This is a genomic window from Xanthomonas sp. SS, assembly GCF_014236835.1.
Taxonomy (GTDB): domain Bacteria; phylum Pseudomonadota; class Gammaproteobacteria; order Xanthomonadales; family Xanthomonadaceae; genus Xanthomonas_A.
Genome location: NZ_CP051190.1, coordinates 3,612,726 through 3,636,715 on the forward strand (window position 1 = coordinate 3,612,726; position 23,990 = coordinate 3,636,715).

The following is a 23,990-nucleotide window of genomic DNA, read 5'->3' on the forward strand; positions in this document are numbered from 1 at the left end:
CTCCCGAGGGGAGAGGGGCTACGGCTGCTCCCTTCTCCCATCGGGAGAGGGTGCCCCGAAGGGGCGGATGAGGGTACGGGCGCAGCCTCGCGCACCCACACTCCGCGAGTCGCTTCGCGCCGGACCCTCACCCCAATCCCTCTCTCCCACGGGACTTCCTTCGGTCGCCGACGGGAGAGGAGCTATGCACCTCGGCTCAAGCCAGCACGTCGCCACCCGGCGTGGGCAGCAGCGATTCGGCCAGGCTGCGCTCCATCTGCTTCAGGTAGTCGCTGAAACCGCCGCGTGCCCGCGCCACGCGCCTGGCGCTGGTGACCACCACCGGCTGCGCGCGGCGCGCGATCCGCGCCTGCACGCGCACCATCGCCTCGACCAGCGCCACGTCCTCGTGCGCGGCCAGCGGCAGGAAGCCGCCGCAGCGCCGGTACAGGTCGGCGCTTAGGCCCAGGTTGGCGCCATGCACGTGCGGGTGGTCGTCGCGGCGGCATTCGCCGGCGCGGTAGGCATCGCGCAGCGCGCTGCCGTAGTCGTCCCAGTCGCCGACCGTGACGATGCCGCAGAACGCGTCGCTGGCGCAGTCCAGTTGCGCCGACAGCCAGTTCGCCGGCACCACCGAGTCGGCGTCGGTACACGCCAGCCAGCGGGCGCCGGCGGCCAGCGCGGCCTCGGCCGCCGCCGCGCGCGCGCTGCCGACATTGCCGGACTGCAGCACGATGGCCTGCGCGCCGTGCGCGGCCACGATGCCCGCGGTGCCGTCGCTGCAGCGGTCCAGGGCGATGAACACCTGCACCGCCTCGCCGCGCAGGCCGGCGCAGTGCGCCGCCGTCGCCACCGAGCGTAGGCAGGCGCCGATCAGCAGTTCCTCGTCGTGCGCCGGAATCAGCACCGCGATCACCGCAGCCGCTCCGCGGCCGCGACCGAATACGGGGTAGCGCTCCAGGCTTCGAGCAGCACGTCGTCGTCCTCGTAGCGCAGCAGGCGCGGCAGCTGCAGGGTCTGCGCCAGGCAGGTGTGCACCGCGCGCCCGTCCATGCACGCCTGCGCGAACGGATGCAGCCAGTGGCAGGCGACCAGCACGCCCTGCTCGGTCAGCGACGCGCGCAAACGCTGGATGCAGTCCTGCAGCAGCGGCAACGGCAGGTAATAGCCGACCTCGCTGAACACGATCAGATCGAAACGGCCCGGCGGCCAGCTGCGCGGATGCTCGGCCTGTTGCACCTGCACGTGCGCGGATTCCGCATTGCGCTGCGCGGCCAGGGCCACCGCGCGCTCGGACAGGTCGGTGGCCAGCAGCGCGTCGCAGCGCGGTGCCAGCGCCGCCGTCAGCTCGCCGTTGGAGCAACCCAGTTCCCAGGCGCGTTCGAAACGTGCGCGCGGCAGACTGGCCAGCAACAACGCGCGCTTGCGTGCCTCGTACCAGCGTTCGCGATAGCCGAACGGATCGTCGTCGCGGTAGATGTCGCCGAAATACTCCTGCACCGCGCTCATGCGACAAAGACCTCGAAGCGGCGCGCGAAACGTTCCAGCACCTGCGGCGGCAGGATCGGCGCCGGCACCGCCGGTTGCGCGGTGCCCAGCTGCGAGGCGAAGCAGCGCAGCGCCTGTTGCTTGGCCTGCCAGTCGGCGTCGTCCAGCGCATAGCGGACCGCGCCAGGCAGCGCCTGTTGCGGCGCGCCGGCGTCCATCCAATGCCAGGCCCAGACAGGGAATTCGGCCATGCGCGCATCGCCGGCGGCGACGGCGCGCCGCACCGCCCGCGCGGTGGCTTCGTGGTCCGGATGACCGTCGTGGCACCACGTCGTCAGCACCAGATCGCCGGCATGCAAATGCGCGTGGATCTGTTCGGCGACCACGAATTCGCGCTGGCCGACCTGGCCGTCGGCGATGCGCAGGTGGCAGATCGCAGCGGCATCCAGGCCCAGGCACTGCGCGGCGGCGGCCAGTTCGGCGCGGCGCACATCGCGCAGGCGCTGCGGCGTCCAGTACGGATCGTCGGGATAGCACGCCTCGCCGTCGGTCACCGCGATCAGGCACACCGGCAGGCGCAGCCGCCGCGCGCAGGCGACCGCGCCGCCGCAGCCCAGCGCTTCGTCGTCCGGATGCGGCGACACCACCACCAAGCGGCCAGCGCCGGCGAGCAGGTCTTCGATCCGGCGCTGCGGCAAGGCCGCCAGCCACGGCGAGCGCTGCCACGCCGATTCCGGCGTGCCGTCGCCGTGGATCTGCGCCGCGCTCACAGCCGCCATGGCTGCACCTGGTCGGCCAGCGCCTGGCCCAGCGCCGCCCAATCGTGCTCGGCATGGCTCTGGCGCACGAACACGGCCAGGTCGGCGCAGCGCAGGGCGTGTTCGCGATCGCTGCACAGAGGTGCCGGGCCCAGCGCGCGGCCGACGCGATCGAGCACGTCGGTGGCGGCGCGTTCCACGAACGAACGCAGCCGGATCACCGCATGCTGGTGATCGTGTTCGGGTGCCGCGTCGATCGCCGCGGCCAGTTCGCGCAGCAGCGCGCGCGCCGCGCCGAGCTGCTGGTCGATCGCGCCCAGGTGCATCGCCGCATGCGCATCGCGCTGCAGCTTCGGATGCGCGCGCAGGCGCTCGGCCACCGCGGTCGCCGCGCCGAACCAACAGGCGGCGATGCCGGCGCCGCCATGCCAGAAACCCGGACGCGCCAGATACCGGCCCGGCGCACCGATCGCGCTGGCCGGCACGGCATCGAAGGTCACCGGCCCGCTGACCACGCGCGCCATGCCGACCGCCGCCCAGGCCTGCGTATCGATGGCGATGCCGGGCTGGTGCATGGACACCTGCACCAGGTGCTGGCGGTCCTGGTCGTGCGCGGTGAGCAGCGCGCAATCGACCATGCCGGCGCCGGAGCACCAGGCCTTGCGGCCGTGCACTTCGCCACGCCCGGCATCGCGGCGATAGGCCAGGCGCGCATCCGGCGCTTCGGCGGCCCATACCGCGAACAGTTGCCCGGGCGCAGGCGCTGCGGCGCCCAGCTCGGCCAGGATCGCCTGCGCGTCGTAATGCGCCTCCAGCACCTTGGCCAGGCACACATCGCTCGCGGCGATCTCGGCCAGGATCCGCCAGCGATCCAGGGTGTTGCCGGCGCCGGGCAGCGGCAGCTGCGGATAGCGTTCGAGCACGCGCAAGGCGGCGCTGCGCAGATCGCACACGTCGCCCAATGCGGCAGGGGAAAGCAAATCGGTCAAGGAAGTCTCTCAGGCAATTCGAAAAACGACACGGTCGATGGCGCGACGGATGCGCGGCATGCGATGCGGGGTGTGCCGCGATCACAACAGGCACGCCGCCCACGCAGCGTGTGCATGCCGCACGGCGACGTGCACATCGATAAAGAGTTCATGCACGGTGCCGGCCTCGGCCACCATCGGCTGCATGCAGCGCGACGGCAGCGAGGCGACGGCCGCGCCGGGTTACGGCGTCAGGATCACCTTGCGGCAGTCCTGTTCCTTCTTGTCGAAGATCGCGTAGCCGTCGGCGGCCTGCGCCAGGCTCATGCGATGGGTGATGATCTCGTTCGGCTTGAGCCGGCCTTCGCCGATATGCTCCAGCAGCTCCGGCAGGAAACGCTGCACGTGGGTCTGGCCCATCTTGAAGGTCAGGCCCTTGTCGAACGCGTCGCCGAACAGGAAGCCGTGGATGAAGCCGGCATACACGCCGGGCACGCTGACCGTGCCGCCGCGGCGCGTGGCGGCGATGCACTGGCGCAAGGCGGTGCCGCTGCTGCCTTCCAGCTTCAGCGTGGCCATCACCGTTTCCACGGTGCTGCCCTTGGCTTCGAAGCCGACCGCGTCGATGCTGGCATCCACGCCGCGGCCGTCGGTCTGGCCGACGATGATGTCGGCCGGATCGTCGATCTGTTCGAAATTGAGCGGAATCACGCCATAGGTCTTCTGCGCGAAATCCAGCCGGTACTGGTACCGGTCGACCATGAAGATGCGCTCGGCGCCGAGCATGCGGCAGCAGGCGGCGGTCATCAGCCCGACCGGGCCGGCGCCGAAGATCGCCACGGTGCTGCCCTGGCCGACGCCGGCGTTGAGCGCAGCCTGGTAGCCGGTAGGCAGGATGTCGGACAGGAACAGCACCTGCTCGTCGTGCAGCGCATCCGGTACCACCAGCGGGCCGACGTTGGCCTTGGGCACGCGCACGTATTCGGCCTGGCCGCCGGCGACGCCGCCGTACAGATGGCTGTAGCCGAACAGCGCCGCCGGCGGGCGGATGCCCTTCTGGTTCAGCGCGGCGCCCTTGCCGGTATTGGTGGTCTCGCAGGCGGCGTATTCGGTCAGGCGACAGTGGAAGCACTCGCCGCAGGCGATCACGAACGGGATCACCACGCGGTCGCCCTTCTTCACCCGCGTCACCTCCGGGCCGACGTCTTCGACCACGCCCATGAACTCGTGGCCGAGCACGTCGCCGCTGTGCAGGTCGGGAATCTTGCCGCGATACAGGTGCAGGTCGGAGCCGCAGATCGCGGTAGCGGTGACCCGCAGCACGATGTCGTCGGCATCGATCAGGACCGGATCGGGAACGGTTTCCACGCGCACGTCCTTGGTGCCGTGATAGGTGAGAGCTTGCATCGGATGGTGTCCTCTTGCGACGGCGTGGAGCGCAGTGTTGCCGCAGGCGACGTGCAACCGGGGTGACCATGCCGTGAGGTCAGCGTGGCGGGATCGGTGCAGCGCCATGCTGCGCGGTGCTGAGGCGTGCCAACGATTGCCGAGCGATCAGCGCGATGGCGTGCGCTAATGGAGCGACGACGCGACTCAGTGCGGCAACAGTCGCGTATCGATCGCATGCTCGGCGAGCATCGCCGCCAACGCCTGCCGCGCCTGCGCACGATCGCCCGGATCCGCCGCATCCAGCAGTTCCTGCGCGAGCGCGCTGAACTGCGGCCAGAACTCCGCCGGATGGCGCAGATGCGCGGTCCACTCCGGCAGCATCGCCGCCATATGCGCCAATGCCGCCTGCGTCTGCGCGTGCGTGTTCATGTCGGCGCGCGCAGCTGCCGCCATTGCACGCGATGCGCCTTGCCGTCGTCGGCCAGCGCGATGCGCGCGTCCTGCTGGCGCAGTCCGTCCAGGAACAGGCCGCTGCCTTCGTCGGCATCCGCGCCGGCCTCCGTTTCACCGGCAGCCGACTGCAGCAGTTCGATGTGATACGTGCTGCTGCCGTGGCGGTAATGCAGTTCGCAGCGCTCCCAGTCGGCCGGCAGGCACGGCTGCAGTCGCAGGCTGTCGCCTTCGCGCTGCAGGCCGAGCAGCGATTCGACCAGCAGCCGGTACATCCAGCCGGCCGAGCCGGTGTACCAGGTCCAGCCGCCGCGGCCCACGTGCGGCGCCACGCCGTAGACGTCGGCGGCGAGCACGTAGGGTTCGACCTTGTAGCGCTCGCTGGCCGCCGCATCCAGGCTGTGCTGGATCGGGTTGATCATCCGCGCCAGTTCCCAGGCGCGTTCGCCGTCGCCGAGGTGAGCGAAGGCCATCGCCGCCCACACCGCCGCATGCGTGTACTGCCCGCCGTTCTCGCGCACGCCCGGCACGTAGCCGCGGATGTAGCCGGGGTCGTGCTCGATGCGGTCGAACGGCGGCTCCAGCAGCTGGATCAGGCCGGCGTCGCGCTTGACCAGATGCTTGTCCAGCGCGGCCATCGCCTGCTGCGCGCGCGCCGGTTCGGCCGCGCCGGACAGCACCGACCAGCTCTGCGAGATCGAATCGATGCGGCATTCGGTGTTGTCCGCCGAACCCAGCGCGGTGCCGTCGTCGAACCACGCGCGCCGATACCAGCCGCCATCCCAGGCATGCGCCTCCAGATTGCCGCGCAGGACATGCGCCGCCGCGTCGCATTCGTCGGCGAAGGCGGCATCGTCGCGACCGCGCGCCAGGGCCGCGAACTGCTGCAGCACGTGGTACAGGAAGAAGCCCAGCCACACGCTCTCGCCCTTGCCGCCCTCGCCCACCCGGTTCATGCCGTCGTTCCAGTCGCCGGTGCCGATCAGCGGCAGGCCGCGTTCGCCGAGCAGCGCCATGCCGCGACGCAGCGCCTGCACGCAGTGCGCGTACAGCGGCGCACGCTGGCTGGACGGCGCCGGCAGGTCGTAATACGACTCCTCGTCGGCACCGACGGCGCGGCCTTCGATGTAGCGCACGTCTTCGTCGAGCACGCCGCGATCGCCGGTGACCTGCAGGTAGCGGCATGCCGCCAGCGGCAGCCACAGGTAGTCGTCCGAACAGCGCGTGCGCACGCCGCGGTCCTGCGGCGGATGCCACCAGTGCAGCACGTCGCCTTGCGGGAACTGGTGCGCGGCGCTGGCCAGCAGGTGCTCGCGCGCCAGCGCTGGCGTCGCGTGGACCAGCGCCATCATGTCCTGCAGTTGGTCGCGGAAACCGAACGCGCCGCCGGACTGGTAATAGCCGCTGCGCGCCAGGTAGCGGCAGGCCAGGGTCTGGTACGGCAGCCAGCCATTGACCAGCAGATCCACGCTGGGATCGGGGGTCTTCACCTGCAAGCCGCCGAGCAGTTGCCGCCAGTGGATGCGCACCGCATCCAGCGCGTCGTGCGCGGCATCGCGGCCGCGCATGCGCCGCGCCAGTTCCACCGCCGCGTCGTGGTCCTTGCCGGCGCCGAGCCGGAACACGGTTTCGCAGTCGGCGCCGGCGGCCAGGCTCAGCGGCACCTGGATCGCCGCGCACGGATCCAGCCCGGCGCCGAGGCGTCCGGACAGGCGTTCGCGGCGCAGCGCCTGCGGGTCGGCCATGTCGCCGTTGCGGCCGAGGAACTCGCTGCGGTCGCCGCTGCAGCTGCGCGTATCCGCGTCCACGTCGAAGAACGCGGTGCGCGCGGAGAACTCGGCGTTGTACGGATTGCGCGCCAGCAATGCGCCGTGCGCGCCATCCTGCTCGGTGACCACGTGCATCTGCGACTTCACCCGCAGATCGCCCAGCACCCATTCCACATAGCCGGTCGCCGACAGGCGCCGGCTGCGGCCGGACAGGTTGCGCAGCTTCAGCACCGAGAACTTCACCGCCTCGTGCAGCGCCACGTACACCCACAGCTCGCTGGCGATGCCGTCCTCCACATGCTCGTAGACGCTGTAGCCGAAGCCGTGGCGGGTGCGGTAGTCGCCCTCGCCGCGGCGCGGCAGGGCTTGCGGCGACCACACCCGGCCGCTGTCCTCGTTGCGCAGGTAGAACGCCTCGCCGCAGGCGTCGGCGACCGGGTCGTTGTGCCACGGCGACAGGCGGAACTCGTGCGCGTTCTCGAACCAGGTATAGCCGGCGGCGCTCTCGCTGAGCACCGTGCCCAGCTGCGCGTTGGCCAGCACGTTGGACCACGGCGCCGGGGTCGGCGCGCCCTCGCGCAGCGCGACCAGGTATTCGCGGCCGTCGGCGGCGAAGGCGCCGGTACCGTTGTCGAACAGCACCTCGGCGTGCGCCGGCGCGAACGGCCACGGATCCTCGTGCGCATCGCCGGCCGCATGCGCAGGCACTGCCAGGGCCTGCGCCTCGGCCAGCGCGGCGGCCGCCAGCGGCACCAGTTCGGGCACGCCGCGCGGCGGCGGCAGATGCCGACCGATCTGCGCGGCCAGGGTGCCACGCTGGTCGCTGACGATGACCCGCGCCACCACCTGCAGCAGGATGCGGTCCTCCTGCGAGATGTTCTGCACCGGACGCACGAAGATGCCGCCGGGACGCTCCAGCACGCTGGCGTCCGGATCGGCCGCGACCATACCCAGGATCTGCTCCTGCAGCTGCTGCCGGTAGCCGCTCTGGCTTTCGTTCCAGATCACCAGGTCCGCATGCAGGCCCTTGAGCCGCCAGTACGCGTGCGCCTGCACCATCTGCCGCACCAGTTCGATGTTGTCGGCATCGCCGATCTGCAGCAGCGCGATCGGCAGGTCGCCGGAAATCGCATGGCCCCACAGCCCGGACTGGCCGCGCCGGTTCTGCAGCAGCAGTTCGCTGTCGGCGCGCAGCGCCGGATGCACGTACACCATCAGCCCGGCCAGGCGCTCGTACAGCTGCGCATCGGCCTGCGAGGCGTTGATCTGGCGGCGCACCACCTGGCTGTGGGTCCAGGCCAGGTCGAACACGCGGTCGGCCAGGCGCCGGTCGCGGTACTTGTCGATCAGCGCCATGCACGCGGCACGGTCGCCGCCGACGCCGTAGACCATGTCGATCATCGCGGTCTGCTCCGGCGCCAGCACGATCCGGCAGCGGATCGCGACCACCGGGTCGAGCACCGAGCCGGCGGTATCGGACAGCACCGTATCGTGGCTCAACGCGCGCGGATTGCGCGCCGTATTGCCGCGGCCGAGGAAGCGCGCGCGGTCGGTCTCGTAGGAAATCGCGCCGATGTGCGCATCGTGCACCGCCACCAGGTGGAACATCCACGGCGCGACTTCGTCGTGCGCGCGGGTGCGCCGCGTGCACAGCAGCGCCTGCGTGTCGCGGGCGATCTCGGTCTGCACGAACAGGTTGCTGAAGGCCGGGTGCAGTTCGTCGGCGATGGCCGGCGCCAGCACCACTTCGGCATAGGTGGTGATCTCGATGGTGCGCGGCTGCCGCGACCGGTTGCTGACCCGCAGGCGGCGCAGCTCGATGTCGTCCTCGGCGGAGATCGCCACTTCCAAGTGCGTGTCGAAGCCGCGCTTGCGGCCGCGGAACTCGGCCTTGGCATCGGAGAAGATCGCTTCGTAGTGGTCCACCTTCACCGCGGTGGGCTGGTAGGCGGCCGACCAGTAGTCGCCGCTGTCCACGTCGCGCAGGTAGCAGAAACTGCCCCAATGGTCGCGGGTGCCGTCCTCGCGCCAGCGGGTGATGGCCATGTCGCGCATGCGGCTGTAGCCGCCGCCGGCGCTGGTCAGCAGGCCGTGGTAGCGGCCGTTGGAGAGCAGCTGCACCGCCGGCCGCGGTGCGCCCGGGTCGCGGAACACGCGCAGCTGTGTCTCGTCCTCGCGCGCGTCCTGCGGACTGCGCGCGGCGCCGTCGGCCTCCTGCGGATGGAACACGCCCACCCGCGGGATCCGTTCCTGCAGCAGCAGCAAGGTGGCCTGGAATTCGGCATCGGCGGCGAAGCGCTTCTGCATCGGCTGCTCGCGCAGCAGATGGTCCAGCGCCAGCAGGCCCATGCCCTGATGGTGCGCCATGTACGAGCGGATCAGTGCGTGGTCCTGGCCGGGCGGCACCCGGCTGGGGGTGTAGTCGATCGCCTCGTGCAGGCCGAAGCGGCCGCCGAAACCGGACTCGGCGAGCCGCTGCAGATTGGCGCAGGCCGCTTCCGGGGCCACCATCAGCGCCATCATGCTGGCATACGGCGCGATCACCAGATCGTCGCCGAGCCCGCGCTTGAGTCCCAGCCCGGGCACGCCGAACGCGCGGTACTGGTAGTTCATCCGCGCATCGACCGCGTTGTAGCCGGACTCGGAGACGCCCCACGGCACCGCGTGCCGCGCACCGTGCGCGATCTGCGCATTGACCGCATGCACCGCGGTCTGGTCGAGCAAGGTGTCGGCATAGCTGGGCATCACCAGCTGCGGCATCAGGTATTCGAACATCGAGCCGCTCCACGACAGCAGCGTCGCTTCGCCATCGACCTCGGTGAGCTGGCGCCCGAGCGCGAACCAGCTTTCCTGCGGCAGCTGGCCCTGGGCGATGGCGACGAAGCTGCACAGCCGCGCCTCCGACGCCAACAGGTCGTAGTAGCCCTGGTCCAGGCGCCGCTCGTCGACGTTGTAGCCGATCGCCAGCAGGCGCCGCGCCGGATCGTAGAGGAAGCCGTATTCCATCAGCGACAGCTGCCCGGCGATATGCGCCAGGCGCTCGAGCTGGTGGATGCGCGCGCGGGCGCGCTCGGCGGCCTCGGCGTCGCAAGTCTGCGCGGCCAGCGCGCGCAGCGTCGGCAGCGGCGCGTCGGTCACCGGCAGGCACGCGTCGTCGCGATCCGGCGCCGTCGCCCACGGCGCGAACTCGCGCAGTTCCTGCTGCGCAGCGTTGCACGCGTCCAGCAGGACCTGCGGCCAGTGCGGCGCCAAGGCGTCGGCGGACTGCTCCGCACCGGCGGCCGGCGGCGACCAGCGCTCGGCGATCGAGCCCGCCTGTACGGCCAGCGCAGCCAGTGCGTGCCAGGTCTGCGGCAGCGTCTCCGGCGGGGCCGCGCGCAGCGCCTGCAGGCGCTGATCGAAGTCGTGCAGCGCGGCCTGCGGCAGCGCCGCCGCGGCTGGATTGTCGTGCGCGGCCTCGCGCAGCACGCCGAACGTGTCGGCCAGCCCGTCGAAGCTGGCCGCCGCCAGCAACGGCGCATCGCACAACGCCAGCAGGCCCTGGCGCAGGGTCAGCAGATGCCCGGCCAGGTTGCCGCTGTCCACCGTCGACAGGTAGATCGGCGGCAGCGGCAGCAGGGTCTCGGTGTCGTACCAGTTGTAGAAATGGCCGCGGTGGCGCGGCAGCGTCTCCATCGTCGCCAGGGTCAGCCGGGTGCGTTCGATCACCCCGCCCGGCTGCAGGTAGCCCAGGTCGTACGCGGCCAGGTTGCCGAGCAGGGCCAGGCCGATGTTGGTCGGCGAGGTGCGCCGCGCCACCACCAGTTGCGGATGTTCCTGCACGTTGTCCGGCGGCAGCCAATGGTCCTGCGCGCGCATGTGCACTTCGAAGAACGCCCAGGTACGCCGCGACAGCCGGCCGAGGAAGGCGCGCTGCGGCGGCGCCAGCTGTGCGCGGCGCGGTGCGGCGGCATGCCCCATCCACGCCATCAGCGCGGGCGCGACGATCCACAGCGCCAGGATCGGCGCGGCGACCCACAGCGCGTGCGGCTGCCGCCAGCCCAGCACGGCCAGCAGCGCCAGCGCGCACAGCGCTGCCGGCGCCATCCCGCCCAACTCGGCCGCATTGCCGCGGCCGAGGCTGCGCGCCACGTCGCCGGACGCATGCCATTGCAGCAAGTGGCGCCGGCTGACCAGCATGCGCCACAGCGTGCGCACGATCGCCAGCGCCGCGTAGCCGGCCTCGTACGGCAGGCAGGCCAGTGCCACCAGCGCGCGCTGCAGTTGCGTCGCCACCGCCTTGGCCAGCGTGCCCAGGTGCATGCGCCAGGCCATGTCCGATGGCTTGACCACCAGGTCGTGCAGCGCCGGCACCACGATCGGCAGCACGAACAGACCCAGCAGCCACGCGGTCCATGCCGCCGGCCGCGGCAGCCACAGCCAACCGATCGCCAGCAACGCGGTGGCGGCGATCGGCACCAGGCTGCGGCGCAGGTTGTCCAGCAATTTGCCGCGCGACAGCAGCGACAGCGGCGTGCGCCGGTAGCGGCCGGCGGCGTCCGGCACCCACGGCAGCAGCCATGGCAGCAACTGCCAGTCGCCACGGATCCAGCGCGCGCGGCGCTTCACGTCGGCCGCATAGCGCGCCGGATAATCCTCGAACAGGCGCACGTCGCTGACCAGGCCGGCGCGCGCATAGCAACCTTCCAGCAGGTCGTGGCTGAGGATGCGGTTGTCGGGCAGGCGGCCGTCGAGCGTCTGCTCGAACGCATCCACGTCGTAGATGCCCTTGCCGACGAACGAGCCTTCGCCGAACAGGTCCTGGTACACGTCGGACACGGTGCGCGTATACGGGTCGATGCCCGGCTCGCTGCCGAACAGGCGCGCGTAGCGGGTGATGCGATGGCCGCTCATGCTGCTGCCCACGCTCGGCTGCAGGATGCCGTAGCCGCGGGTCACCCGGCCCAGCGCCGGATCGATGCGCGCGCGGTTCAGCGGATGCGCCAGGGTCGCGACGAACTCGCGTGCCGCATCGCGCGGCAGCCGCGTGTCCGCGTCCAGGGTGATCACGTAGCGCACCTGCGCCAGCAGCGCGGTCGCGCCGATCGCCGCGCTGAAATCGGCATCGGCCGCGCCGCCGCGCAACAGCCGGTTCAGCGCCGCCAGCTTGCCGCGCTTGCGCTCGTGGCCGATCCAGGCGCGCTCGCCGGCGCTCCACAGGCGCGGGCGGTGCAGCAGGAAGAAGCGGTCGCCGCTTTCCGGCGCGTAGCGTTGGTTGAGCCGCACGATGTGCTGCACGGCGTGGTCGAGCAGCGCCGCGTCGCCGGGCAGCGTCGCCTGCGCGGCATCCAGGAAATCGGTCAGCAGCGCGAAATGCAGCTGCGCATCGCGATTGGCCAGGAACCGCACCTCCAGCCCCTCGGCCAGTTCGTCGATCGTGGCCGTGTCGCTGAGCATGCTCGGCACCACCACCAGGGTCCGCGCACCGGCCGGAATGCCCTTGGAAAAATCCATCCGCGGCAACGTGCGCGGCGCCACCAGCAGCGTCGCCGCCCAGTTGACCAGCGCCACGCCCAGTTCGCTGAACGCCAGCACGCCCAACAGCGCGGCCGTCGCCCACAGCCATGCCGGCACCGTGGCCAGCGCATGCAACTGCTCGAGCAGGGTCCAGGCGCCGAATGCGGCGATCGCCGCGATCGGCAGCAGATACCCGGGCAGCGGCAGCGTGCGCCGCGCCATGTACGGCCGGCGACGCGCGCGCGGCAATGCGGCGATCGCCGCCGGCAGGTCGCGCTGGCCGTCGTCGACCAGGTAGTAGCCGACATGGCGCCGGTCGTCCGCGGCCGCCGCCTGCGCCAGCTGCAGCACGCACGCGGCCACCGCGTCTTCGCTGGCGCCGCTGCGCCGCGCCAGCAGCTCGACGCTGTGCCGGTAGCTGTCGCGGGTCTGGAAGTCCATCTGCGCGTAGGTGCCGTGCGGATCGCGGCGCAGGTGCGCTTCGACCGCGCTCAGTTCCTCGACGAAATCGCGCCAATCCATCGTCGCCAGAAAACGCAGGCTGGCGATGCTATTGCTGATCGAGACCTGGTCGGCGGCCTGCTGCTGGCTCTCCGCATGCACCATGTCGTCGATGCGTTGCCCGCCATCGGCCAGCCATTGCTCGACCCAGGTCACCGGCATCGCCAGCACCCCGCCGCGCCCGTGCAGCCCGCGCACCAACTCGGCCACGAATGCGCCGGACAGCGGCGGCTGCGAGCGCGCCATGTCCGCGACCACCAGCACCACGCTCTTGGGATCCTGCGCGGCGGTGGTATTGAGCCGGTCGGCCCATTCGCTGGCCAGGCGGTGGTCGATGCCGTCGCGCATCACCCGCGCCGCGACCCGGCGCAGGTTTTCCAGCAAGCCCAGGCGCAGCATGATCGGAATCGCCCACAGCTCGCCCAGCTTCAGCGGCGTCACCGTCTGGTAGGCGGCGATGAAGCGGCTGGCCATGTCGGCATCGATACGGCCGTCGCCGTGGGCGATCGCGTCCATCGACAACGCATAGACGCGCGGCAACCCGGCCGACGCGCCCTGCGCCAGCGCCGGCAGCTGGCGGCTGTAGCCGGCCGGCAGATGGCGCCGCGCGATCAGGATCTGTTCTTCGACCAGGTAGAAGTTGTCCAGCAGCCATTCGCCGGCCGGAGTGACGCGGATGTCGTCGCGGACCATCGCCGCGAGCATCGCCAAGGCGTCGCGCAGCACGTCCTCGTTCTGTTTCAGCCGCGCCAGCAACACCTCGGGACTGCGCCCGCCGCGCACCCGGTGACTGCGCGCCAGGGCTTCGCCGTGCGCGGCCATCTGTTCGGCGCTGAGCAGTTGCGCGCGCAGCGGCTCTTCGGCCAGCGGCCGCGTGCGGCCATGCTGCAGGAACATCGCGCGCATGCCGGACAGGCCACGCCGATAGGGAAGCAGCCGTCTACGCAACGCACGCCAGGGGGACGCCATGATGATCCAGAGGGGCCAAAGAGCCCGCTTGGCTTCATGCTTAGCAGGCGCCGGCAGCGCCAGGCGTGAATGCGGACAGCGTGGTGCGCGTGATTGCCGATCGTGCTTGCGTCGCTGCGCGAGACACAGCCGCGCTGCGGTTGACGCTGCGGCTGGCGCACGGCGCGCCGATGGCGTTCAGGTGCCGATGCGCGCGTTGTCGCCGCTCGGCGCAATGTGCCGCGATCGCGGCGCGATTGCGCAGAAGGCAGATGCTGCAAAGCGAGGCGAACACGCCCCGACGATGGTCAATGGCAGCGGCGACGACAGGCAGCGCGCGCACCGCGTACGCACATGACGCCGCAGCGCCGAAAACGGAGACGTTATGCCAGCAACGGCGCCCGGCTCAGATCCGCGTGGTCGCCAGGAAGCGCTCGCGGTCCTGCTGGGTGCGGCGGCGGATCTCGGCCAGGGCCTGGCTCTCGGTGGCTTCCAGCATCGACTCGAACAGGCGCTGGAAGTGATTGCGCATCGCGTTGCGCGAGGCCGCCGGATCGCGCGTCTTCAGCGCTTCCAGGATCGCGGCATGTTCGTCGGTGCGGGTCGCATCGTCCTGGTGGCAGACATGCGCATACACCTGGCGCACCCGCGGCAGTTCGTTGCGCATGCGCCAGATCAGGTGGATGCAGTACTCCACCACCGGATTGCCGGACAGGCGCGCGATCGCCAGGTGGAAGCGGCGGTCGTATTCGCCGGCCATTTCCTCGGTGGTGGTCGGGTCGGACATCGCCGTGACCAGGGTCTGCAGTTCCTCGATGTCGGCATCGGTCAGGCGCCCGGCGGCCAGTGCCGCGGCTTCGGCCTCGATCACCGTGCGCGCGGCGGTCAGGTCGAACGCGGTGACGTCGGGCAGCGCGCCCTGCGCATCGATCGGACGCGGCCGCACGTACACGCCCGAGCCGGTCTTGATCGCGATCCAGCCCTGCGCTTCCAGCGCGATCTCGGCCTCGCGGATGGTCACCCGGCTCACCCCGAACCGCTCGGCCAGATCGCGCTCGCCCGGCAGCCGCGAACCGGTCGGGAATTCTCCCGATTCGATCAGCGACAGGATCTTTGCGGCGATGGATTGGTAGAGGCGGCTTTCGGACATTCGCGCTAAGGACCCGTCGGTGAATTCCACAGCGGCGCCGGGACGACGCGCCGGCGCCTGCTGCGGCTCGAAAAACGGCGCGACCCGGGAGCCGCGCCGCTGCGTTCAGAACTTGTATCGTACACCGAAATATGCGCGCCGCCCGTAGCTCACGTACTCGCGGAAGTTGCCGTAGACAGGCTGGGATGCGACGCGCGGTTCGTTGGTCAGGTTCATCAGTTCCAGCGACAGCGACAGCTGCTTGGTGACCCGGTAGCGGGCGCGGAAATCCACGCTGGTGTTGTCGTCGTAGTAGCGGTTCTGCTGTGCGGTGTTGCCGGTGAAGTCCTGGTAGTACTTGGAGCGATACTTGCCGATCGCCTGCATGTCGAAACGGCCCAGTTCCCAATACAGCGAACCGGACAGCACATGCCGCGAGAAGCCGCTGAGCCCGGCCGGGGCCACGATCGCCGGGATCACCGCGCCGGTGACCCCATCCACCTGCTCGCCCAGGCGCGGATCCTGGGTCTCGTAGTCGGTGTCGGCGTAGTTGTAGCTGAGCTTGAAACCGAGCCCGTCCAGCGGCTTGGGCAGGTAGGAGAAGCGGTGCGCGGCGCTGAGCTCGAAGCCGGTCAGCGTGCTCTTCTTGTCGGTGGTCACCTGCCGCGGCACCGCCACGGTGACGCTCTGTCCATCGACCACGAAGGTCTCGTCGAACAGCGCGGTCTCGGTGCCGCCGTTGAACTGCTTCCAGTACACCGCACCGGCCAGCATGCTGTCCTCGTTCGGATACCACTCCAGCGACACGTCGCCGTTCCAGGACATCAGCGGCTTGGCCTCCGGGTTGCCGGTGGCGGTGATGCCGGCCAGCGCCTCTTCCAGGCTGGTGAAGTTCTCGGTGCCGGTGAGGTTGACGTTGCGGCCCGAGCCCAGCGCGGCGATGTCCGGACGCGACATCGCCCGGTAGCCGGCCAGGCGCAGCAGCAGGTTGTCGCGCAGTTCGAACGACGCATTCGCGCTGGGCAGCAGCTTGTCGTTGCCGGCCTTGGCGACCAGGGTCTGGTAAGTGCCGGTCGGCTGCAGGCGCAGCGTGCCGGCGCCGTTGTCGATCAGGTCCAGGTCGGCGCGCACGCCTTGCGAACGCACATCGGTCTTGACCCAGCGCACGCCCATGTTGCCCGTCACCGGCAGCCCGAACAGCGTGCTGCGGAAGTCGGCCATCAGGAACAGCGCCTTGGTCTTCTCCACCACGTCGACGTTGTTCGGATCCATGTAGTTCGGATCCACGCCGGTATCGCTGCTGCCGCGGAACGCTTCGTACAGGCAACTGGGATCGAAGTAGGCCCAGCTGGAGATGGTGTTGCCGCTGGCCGCGTCCAGGAAATCGTCCTGCGGGAACGCCGCGCGGCAGGCCTGGTTGGCGGCGACGATCTGCGCGCGTCCGGCGCCGCTGGAGGCGATGTCGGTGGTGATGGTGTTGTCGAAATAACGGTAGTCGGCCTGGCTGGCGCGCAGGCCGAAGCTGAGCTTGGTCAGCAGGCCGTCTTCGGGTAGGTAGCTGACGTCGAAGCGGCCGGCACGGATGCGGTGGTCGTTCTTTTCCTCTTCGGAGGTGACCCGCGCCGCACCGGTAAAGGCGTCCCAGTCGTTGACGTCGAATGCCGGATCGAGCGCGATGCTCGGCACATCGCCGCGGTTGTCCCAGTCGTAGTTGACGTAGCCGGTGGTGCCGCTGCTGATGCCCGGCACCACGGCGTTGTTGACGTCGCGGGCGTTGGCGCGCAACCGCGTCATGCGCTGGGTGTCCTCGCGCACGGTATGCGAGTAGGACAGGTCGGTGGCGATCTCCCAGGCCACGCTCGGGCGCAGCACGATGTTGAGGCCGCCGCCGGTGTATTCCTCGTTGCGGTCGTACAGGGTCGAGGTGGAATCGATCGAGGTGTTGCCCGAATAGCTGCGCAGCACGCCGTTGTCGTCGACCTGCCGATCGACGATGCCGCGGCGGGTGTTGGACAGGCTCAGGTCGGAGCGCTTCTCGTGCCAATTGCGGTCGGTGTGTTCGTAGTCGACGTTGACCTCGAGCACCTCGTTGGGCTTCCACTGCACCGCGGCGAACTCGGACTGACGGTCGTTGCGTTCCTGCTTGAGCCGGTAGATGCGGCTGCTCGGCACCAGATAGTACGGCGCGCCGTTGGCGATGGCGTTGGCGCCGACCTCGGCGCAGTTGGCGTTGCGCACGTTCTGGGTGCCGTCGCAGGCGTACCAGGTGGAGCCGCTGGTCATGCTCTCTTCCGGATCGGTGCCGTCCAGCGCCTGCAGGCCGATCGACACGCCGAGCTTGCCGCCGTTGGCGAACTCGAACTGGTCGATGTAGCTGGCGGTGCCGCGCCAGCCGATGCCGTCCTTGTCGCGGTACTTGCTGTCGTACTCGGCCCAGCTGCCGCGCCCGTCGAACTGGATCGCGCGCTTGCCGTAGTCCAGCGGCTTGACCGTCTCCAGGCCGATGGTGCCGGCGACGCCGCCTTCGATCAGGTCGGCGCGCTGGGTCTTGTAGATGGCCACGGTGTTGATCAGTTCGGCCGGGAACATGTTGAAGTTCACCGAGCGGTCGCCGCTGCCGTTGGTGATCTCGCGGCCGTTGAACTGGGTGCTGCTGAGGAACGCGCCGAGGCCACGGATGGAGATCTCCGAGGCGCCGGTCTTGTCGCGGGTGGAGGCCGCGCCGGTCAGGGTCTCGATCGCATCGGCCAGCGACGGCGCCGGCAGGTCGCCGATGTCCTCGGCCGAGAGCACGTCGGAGATCACCGTGTCGTCGCGCTTCTTGTTGATCGAGGACTGGATCGAGCCGCGGATGCCGGTGACCTGGACCTGGTCCAGCGTCGTCGCACCGCTCGCCGGCGCCTGCGCCGTGGCGGTCTCGGCCGCAGCGGCGGGCGGTTCCTGCGCCCAGGCCACGCTGGTCAACGAGGCCGCGATGGCGCAGGCCAGGGCGCTGCGCAACGAGCGCGCGCCGGCGCGCTTGGCGGACGGGGCCGCATAGGGGTGCCGCATGGTCTCTCCTCCCGAGTGAACGCCGTAAGGGCTACGACTTGGGAGCGGAGCCTTCACCGGTCCCCGACCAATGTCAACAAATTGGTAGAAATATCCGTCCAGGCCAATTGGTACGTGAGATTGATCTTATTTTATGTGCGTTTGCAGCACGCATTTCGCGCCAAAATACCTTTCCAGATAAATGATTTTTGGTATGCGCATCTGGTTGACGAGCGTTCGACCTCTGCTACCATCCGGCCCACGGCGGCGCCGCCACGGCACGCATCGAGAGGAGGCAGACCATGGCATCGACCGCCGCGCGCAACCGCTTCGCCCTGCTGTTCCTCGCCCTGGCGGCCGGCCAGGCCGATGCCGCCGACATCCTCGTCGCCACCCCGGCCGAATACCGCGCCGCCACCGGCGCCCTGCAACCCGGCGACCACGTGATCCTGGCCAACGGCGAATGGCGCGATTTCCAGATCGTGTTCGCCGGCACCGGCACCGCCGCGCAGCCGATCCGCTTGAGCGCGCAGACCCCGGGCCAGGTGATCATCACCGGCCAGTCCAATCTGCGCATGGCCGGCACCTACCTGGTGGTCAGCGACCTGGTGTTCCGCGACGGCTACAGCCCGACCGAGGCGGTGCTGTCCTACCGCGTCTCCAGCAAGGAGCGCGCGCGCCACAGCCGCATCACCCGGGTCGTGGTCGACCGCTTCAACCAGCCCGAGCGCAGCCGCTCGGACAACTGGGTGGCGATGTACGACAGCCACAACCGCTTCGACCACAACCAGCTGGTCGGCAAGAACAACGCCGGCCCGACCATGGTCGTGGTCCGCGACGCGGTGCAGGGCCTGGACAACCGCCACCGCATCGACCACAACTGGTTCGGCCCGCGCCCGAACCTGGGCGCCAACGGCGGCGAGACCCTGCGCATCGGCACCAGCAACGACGCCAGCTCCGCTTCCAATTCGCTGGTCGAGAACAACTGGTTCGAAGGCTGCGACGGCGAAGTGGAGATCGTCTCCAACAAGTCCGGCGGCAACACCTACCGCGGCAACGTGTTCAAGCGCTCGCGCGGCGCGCTGGTGCTGCGCCACGGCGACGGCAACCTGGTCGAGAACAACGTGTTCTTCGGCGACGGCAAGGACGACACCGGCGGCATCCGCGTCATCAACCGCAAGCAGACCGTGCGCAACAACTACCTGGAAAGCCTGGCCGGCGACGGTTATTCCTCGGCATTGAGCATCATGTACGGCGTGCCCGATTCGCCGGCCAACCGCTATGTGCAGGTGCAGGAAGCGCTGATCGAACACAACACCTTCGTCGCCAGCAAGCAGCTGTTCTTCGGCGCCGGCAAGGACGACGAACGCACCGCCGCGCCGATCGACAGCGATTTCGCCGACAACCTGATCGTCGCCGAGCACGACCCGGTACGCGTGCTCGGCGACCTGTCCGGCATCGCCTTCGCCGGCAACCTGCAAAGCCCGTCCGCCTCGCCGCGCCTGCCCGGCGGCGTGACCGGCCGTACGCTGACGACGACGCGCACCGCGACCGGCCTGCTGGTCGCGGCGGACGCCGGCGGCATCGGTGCCGACCCTGCGCTGACCTATGTGCCGCGCGACGACGTCGGCGTGGCCTGGTACGCAAAGGAAACGGTGCCGGTGGCGCTGGACAGCGGCCGCCGCCAGCGCGTGCGGCCCGGCAACGATACGCTCGCGCAGGCGGTGGCGGCCGCCGGCGCCGGCGATCGCCTGCAGCTGGATGCCGGCCGCTATCAGGTCGATCAGTTGCTGGCGCTGCACCACCCGCTCAGCGTCGAAGGCCCGGCGCGCGGCCAGGCGCAGATCGCGTTCTCGCGCGCCACCCTGTTCCAGATCGAAGCCGGCGGTGCGCTGAAGTTGACGCACCTGCAGATCGACGGCAGTACCGCGCCGGACGAAGTGGGCAACGCGGTGATCCGCACCGCACCCGGTTCCAATGCCGCCAACTACGAACTGATCGTCGAGGACAGCCGCATCCACGGCCTCACCGGCAACCGCGGCTTCGACGTGATCGCGCTGGGCAAGGGCACCCTGGCCGAGCGCATCGCGCTGCGCCGGGTGGTGGTGGAAGACGTCTCCGGGGCGGTGCTGTCGGCGCATGCGGAAACCGACGACCGCGGCACCTACAACGCCGCGCGCGTGGAGATCGCCGATGCGCAGTTCCGCCGCATCGGCGGGCCGGTGGTGGACCTGTACCGCGGCGGCCGCGACGAAAGCACCTTCGGCCCTGTGCTGACGATCAGCGGCTCGCGCTTCGAACGCGTCGGCGGCGCCGATGCGCCCTCGCTGCGCCTGCACGGCGTGCAGCGCACGGTCCTGCACGACAACCAGTTCATCGACAGCGCCGCGATCAGCAGCGTGCGCACCACCGGCACGCCACAGCTGATCGCCACCCGCAACCAATTCCTCGGCACCCCGGCCCTGCCGGCCACTGCCGACGCGGAGCCTTTGCTATGACCCGATCCACTCGCCTGATGCTGCTGGTGCTGGCCGCCGCCACCAGCGCGCCCGCCGCCTGGGCCGCGCCTGCCGCGCCGCCCGCCGCCCCGGCCGCGAGCGACAACGCTGCCAGCGACGCCGCCCCGGTGCTGGTCACCGCCGCGCAATGGCAGCAGATGGCCAGCGATGGCGCACGCTACCCGCTGTTCGCGCGTGAACGGGCGCGCGCCGAAGCCAGCCTGCGCAAGGCGATGCAGGCCGGCATCGACGTGCCGCTGCCGAAGGATCCCGGCGGCGGCGCCAGCCACGAACAGCACAAGCGCAACTACCAGGCGATCCAGGCCGCCGGCGCGCTGTACCGGCTCACCGGCGAGCGCGCCTACGCCGACTACGCGCGCGACCTGCTGCTGGCCTACGCCAAACTGTACCCGACCCTGGGCGCGCATCCGGCCGGGCGCGGCCAGGTGCCGGGGCGGCTGTTCTGGCAATCGCTCAACGACTCGGTGTGGCTGGTCTACGCCGCGCAGGGCTACGACGCGATCCGCGACAGCCTCAGCCCCGCCGAGCGCACCACCATCGACGAACAGGTGTTCCGGCGCATGGCGCACTTCCTGTGCGACGAAAGCGCGGACAACTTCGACAAGATCCACAACCACGCCACCTGGGCGGTGGCCGCGGTCGGCATGACCGGCTACGTACTGCGCGATCAAACGCTGGTGGACAAGGCGCTGCGCGGCAGCAGGCAGGACGGCAACGCCGGCTTCCTCAAGCAGATCGACCTGCTGTTCTCGCCCGACGGCTACTACGCCGAAGGCCCCTACTACCAGCGCTACGCGTTGGCGCCGTTCGTGCTGTTCGCCAATGCGATCGAACGCAACCAGCCGCAGCAGAAGATCTTCCAGCGCCGCGACGGGGTACTGCTGAAGGCGGTCGATACGCTGGTGCAGAGCAGCTACGCCGGCTACTTCTTCCCGCTCAACGACGCGATCCTGGACAAGGGCCTGGATACCGAGGAACTGGTCGCCGGCCTCGGCATCGCCTACGCCCAGACCCACGACGCGCGGCTGCTGTCGATCGCGCAACGCCAGCAGCGCGTGCTGCTGACGCCCGAGGGCCTGGGCGTGGCCGCGGCGCTGGCGCAGGACAAGGCCAAGCCGTTCGCGTTCCGCTCCGCGCTGCTGCGCGACGGCGCCGACGGCGATCACGGCGCGCTGGCGATCCTGCGCGCCGGCGGCGAGGACGGCCAGACCCTGGTGATGAAGAACACCTCGCAGGGCATGGGCCACGGCCACTTCGACAAGTTGAACTGGCTGTTCTACGACAACGGCCAGCGCGTGGTCACCGACTACGGCGCGGCGCGCTTCCTCAACGTGGAAGCCAAGTCCGGCGGCATCTACCTGCCCGAGAACACCAGCTGGGCCAAGACCACGGTGGCGCACAACACGCTGGTGGTGAACGAGCGCAGCCACTTCGACGGCGACTGGCGGGTGGGCGAGGAGCATGCGCCGACGCCGCTGCTGTTCGCCCACGACAAGGACACCCAGATCGTCTCCGCGCGCATGGACCACGCCTACGAGGGCGTCAGCTTCACCCGCACCCAGGCGCTGCTGACCCATCCGGAGCTGGGCCTGCCGATCGTGATCGACCTGCTGCGCGTGCACGGCGCCAAGCCGGCGCGCTACGACCTGCCGCTGCACTTCAACGGCCACATCATGCAGGTCGGCTTCGAGGCCAAGCGCGCGCTGGCCGAACGCCCGGTGCTGGGCAAGGCCAACGGCTACCAGCACCTGTGGGTGGACGCGAGCAGCGAAGCGTCGCAGGCGCCGCGCAGCCTGAGCTGGCTGCTGGACGGGCGCTTCTACAGCTACCGCTTCGGCAGCAGCGCGCCGTCGCGCGCGATCCTGGCCGAGAGCGGCGCCAACGATCCGGACTTCAACCTGCGCCGCGAACCGATGCTGCTGCAGCGCGTGGACGGCCAGGCCGAGGCCAGCTTCTTCGGCGTGCTGGAGCCGCATGGCGAATACAACGGCACCGCCGAATACGTGCACGGCGCCGACAGCCGCATCCGCGCCATCGCGCGCGTGCGCGGCGACGACGCCGAGGTGATCGTGCTGACCCTGGCCTCGGGCAAGACCCTGGCGTTGGCGGTGGCCGACGATGCCGCCGCCGAGCGCGAACACAGCGTGCAGGTGCAGGGCCAACGCTATGCCTGGCGCGGCGGCTATGCCCGCTTCGACCGCGCGGCGGGCGGCAAATGAGCACGCCCGCCTCCGTCGCCGCCAAGCCGGGCAAGCCAAGCAAACGCAGCGCGGTGCGCTGGATGATCGTGGGCCTGATCGCGGTGGCCACGGTGATCAACTACATCGACCGCAACGCGCTGGCGGTGATGTGGCCGGCGATCTCGCAGGACATCGGCGCGACCAAGGAAGACTACGCGCTGCTGGTAACCATTTTCATGCTGTTTTACGCGGCCGGCCAGTTCGTGTTCGGGCGCCTGTTCGACATCATCGGTACGCGCATGGGCTTCGCGTTGTCGATCGCGGTGTGGTCGATCTCGATCGCGCTGCATGCGGTGACCCATTCGATCGTCTCCTTCAGCATCGTGCGGGCGATGCTCGGCATCAGCGAGGCCGGCGCCTGGCCGGGCGCGGTGAAGGCCAACGCCGAGTGGTTCCCGGCACGCGAGCGCGCATTGGCGCAGGGCATCTTCAACGCCGGCGCCTCGATCGGCGCGATCGTGTCGGCGCCGCTGATCGCGCTACTGTTCCTGTGGCTGGGCTGGAAAGGCACCTTCGTGCTGGTCGGCACGCTCGGCTTCGTGTGGCTGCTGCCGTGGCTGGTGATCTACCGCGCCGGCCCGGACAGGCATCCATGGGTGGATGCCGCCGAGCGCGCGCTGATCCTGGACGCGCCGGCCGACGGCCACGCAGCGGACAAGCCGGCCTACCTGCCGAGCCTGCGCCAGATCATGTCGCACCGGCAGAGTTGGGGCATCGTGCTGTCGCGCTTCTTCATCGACCCGATCTGGTGGCTGTTCGTGTCGTGGCTGCCGATCTACCTGGCCGAGACCTTCCATTTCGACATCAAGCAGATCGGCGCGTTCGCCTGGGTGCCGTTCGTCGGCGCGATGCTCGGCAGCCTGTCCGGCGGCTGGCTGTCCGGGCGCTTGATCGCGGCCGGCTGGAGCGTGGACCGCGCGCGCAAATGGACCATCACCCTGGGCGGCGCGATCATGGCCCCGGCTCTGCTCGGCGCGGTGCTCGCCGCCGATCCGACCATCGCGGTGCTGACCATCGCCGCGGTGCTGTTCGGTTTCCAGATCGCGATCGGCAACATCCAGACCCTGCCCGGCGACCTGTTCGACGGCAAGTCGGTCGGCTCGCTGGCCGGCATCGGCGGCATGGCCGCGGTCGCCGGCACCCTGATCACCACCTGGCTGGTGCCGGTGATGACCGCCCACTCCTATGCGCCGATGTTCATTCTCGTCGCCGCCCTGGTGCCGGCCTCGCTGGCCGCGCTGTGGCTGGTGACCGGCCGCATCGAAAAACTCGACGATCCCGCCACCCGCGGCTGATCGCCTTCCCTTTCCCCACAACGCAAGGACT

12 protein-coding genes are annotated in these 23,990 nt (G+C 70.0%); 3 read left to right on the plus strand and 9 right to left on the minus strand.

What is annotated here, in order from left to right; translation table 11 throughout:
• Positions 1-196: 196 nt before the first annotated feature.
• The 9 genes from HEP74_RS14960 to HEP74_RS15000 all read right to left on the minus strand — a co-directional run bounded on the left by HEP74_RS14960 (position 197) and on the right by HEP74_RS15000 (position 17,926).
• The gene (locus HEP74_RS14960) at positions 197-895 is read right to left on the minus strand and encodes a glycosyltransferase family 2 protein (RefSeq protein ID WP_185813552.1); all 699 of its coding nucleotides are present in this window, start codon (positions 893-895) and stop codon (positions 197-199) included.
• Complete coding sequence (locus HEP74_RS14965) at positions 892-1,488, minus strand: class I SAM-dependent DNA methyltransferase (RefSeq protein ID WP_185813553.1); 597 nt, start codon at positions 1,486-1,488, stop codon at positions 892-894. The genes HEP74_RS14960 and HEP74_RS14965 overlap by 4 nt, the downstream gene beginning before the upstream one ends.
• A complete protein-coding gene (locus tag HEP74_RS14970) occupies positions 1,485-2,246 on the minus strand; it encodes a PIG-L deacetylase family protein (protein WP_185813554.1) in 762 nt (253 codons plus the stop codon). Before HEP74_RS14970 ends, HEP74_RS14965 begins: the two co-directional genes overlap by 4 nt.
• Complete coding sequence (locus HEP74_RS14975; RefSeq protein ID WP_255427760.1) at positions 2,234-3,214, minus strand: acyl-CoA dehydrogenase family protein; 981 nt, start codon at positions 3,212-3,214, stop codon at positions 2,234-2,236. The genes HEP74_RS14970 and HEP74_RS14975 overlap by 13 nt, the downstream gene beginning before the upstream one ends.
• Before the next feature lie 222 nt (positions 3,215-3,436).
• Complete coding sequence (locus HEP74_RS14980) at positions 3,437-4,600, minus strand: zinc-dependent alcohol dehydrogenase (protein WP_185813555.1); 1,164 nt, start codon at positions 4,598-4,600, stop codon at positions 3,437-3,439.
• A gap of 186 nt (positions 4,601-4,786) precedes the next feature.
• Positions 4,787-5,011, minus strand: coding sequence for a hypothetical protein (locus HEP74_RS14985; RefSeq protein ID WP_255427761.1), 225 nt, complete (start codon positions 5,009-5,011; stop codon positions 4,787-4,789).
• Positions 5,008-13,704 carry a glycoside hydrolase family 94 protein gene (locus tag HEP74_RS14990; RefSeq protein WP_255427762.1) on the minus strand — a complete coding sequence of 2,899 codons (8,697 nt, stop codon included), beginning with the start codon at positions 13,702-13,704 and terminating at the stop codon, positions 5,008-5,010. Before HEP74_RS14990 ends, HEP74_RS14985 begins: the two co-directional genes overlap by 4 nt.
• Before the next feature lie 448 nt (positions 13,705-14,152).
• A complete protein-coding gene (locus tag HEP74_RS14995; protein ID WP_185813557.1) occupies positions 14,153-14,896 on the minus strand; it encodes a FadR/GntR family transcriptional regulator in 744 nt (247 codons plus the stop codon).
• Between the two features lie 105 nt (positions 14,897-15,001).
• Positions 15,002-17,926 (minus strand): TonB-dependent receptor, encoded by a 2,925-nt coding sequence (locus HEP74_RS15000; protein ID WP_185813558.1) that lies wholly within the window; start codon positions 17,924-17,926, stop codon positions 15,002-15,004.
• A gap of 281 nt (positions 17,927-18,207) precedes the next feature.
• Between HEP74_RS15000 and HEP74_RS15005 the strand changes: the two genes are divergently transcribed.
• The 3 genes from HEP74_RS15005 to HEP74_RS15015 are packed head-to-tail and all read left to right on the plus strand — an operon-like array spanning position 18,208 to position 23,959.
• Positions 18,208-20,403, plus strand: a complete 2,196-nt coding sequence (locus tag HEP74_RS15005) for a polysaccharide lyase 6 family protein (protein WP_185813559.1) — start codon at positions 18,208-18,210, stop codon at positions 20,401-20,403.
• Positions 20,400-22,643 (plus strand): oligoalginate lyase, encoded by a 2,244-nt coding sequence (locus HEP74_RS15010; protein ID WP_185813560.1) that lies wholly within the window; start codon positions 20,400-20,402, stop codon positions 22,641-22,643. The genes HEP74_RS15005 and HEP74_RS15010 overlap by 4 nt, the downstream gene beginning before the upstream one ends.
• Positions 22,640-23,959: an MFS transporter gene (locus HEP74_RS15015; RefSeq protein ID WP_185813561.1), complete on the plus strand. Its 1,320-nt coding sequence runs from the start codon at positions 22,640-22,642 to the stop codon at positions 23,957-23,959. The genes HEP74_RS15010 and HEP74_RS15015 overlap by 4 nt, the downstream gene beginning before the upstream one ends.
• The last annotated feature ends 31 nt before the right edge of the window (positions 23,960-23,990 follow it).

Excerpts from the sequence above, each read along its gene's own strand:
- HEP74_RS14965 (WP_185813553.1), bottom strand. The coding sequence starts at position 1,488 with ATGAGCGCGGTGCAGGAGTATTTCGGCGACATCTACCGCGACGACGAT.
- HEP74_RS14970 (WP_185813554.1), bottom strand. The coding sequence starts at position 2,246 with ATGGCGGCTGTGAGCGCGGCGCAGATCCACGGCGACGGCACGCCGGAA.
- HEP74_RS14980 (WP_185813555.1), bottom strand. The coding sequence starts at position 4,600 with ATGCAAGCTCTCACCTATCACGGCACCAAGGACGTGCGCGTGGAAACC.
- HEP74_RS14985 (WP_255427761.1), bottom strand. The coding sequence starts at position 5,011 with ATGAACACGCACGCGCAGACGCAGGCGGCATTGGCGCATATGGCGGCG.
- HEP74_RS14990 (WP_255427762.1), bottom strand. The coding sequence starts at position 13,704 with ATGCGCGCGATGTTCCTGCAGCATGGCCGCACGCGGCCGCTGGCCGAA.
- HEP74_RS14995 (WP_185813557.1), bottom strand. The coding sequence starts at position 14,896 with ATGTCCGAAAGCCGCCTCTACCAATCCATCGCCGCAAAGATCCTGTCG.
- HEP74_RS15000 (WP_185813558.1), bottom strand. The coding sequence starts at position 17,926 with ATGCGGCACCCCTATGCGGCCCCGTCCGCCAAGCGCGCCGGCGCGCGC.
- HEP74_RS15005 (WP_185813559.1), top strand. The coding sequence starts at position 18,208 with ATGGCATCGACCGCCGCGCGCAACCGCTTCGCCCTGCTGTTCCTCGCC.
- HEP74_RS15010 (WP_185813560.1), top strand. The coding sequence starts at position 20,400 with ATGACCCGATCCACTCGCCTGATGCTGCTGGTGCTGGCCGCCGCCACC.
- HEP74_RS15015 (WP_185813561.1), top strand. The coding sequence starts at position 22,640 with ATGAGCACGCCCGCCTCCGTCGCCGCCAAGCCGGGCAAGCCAAGCAAA.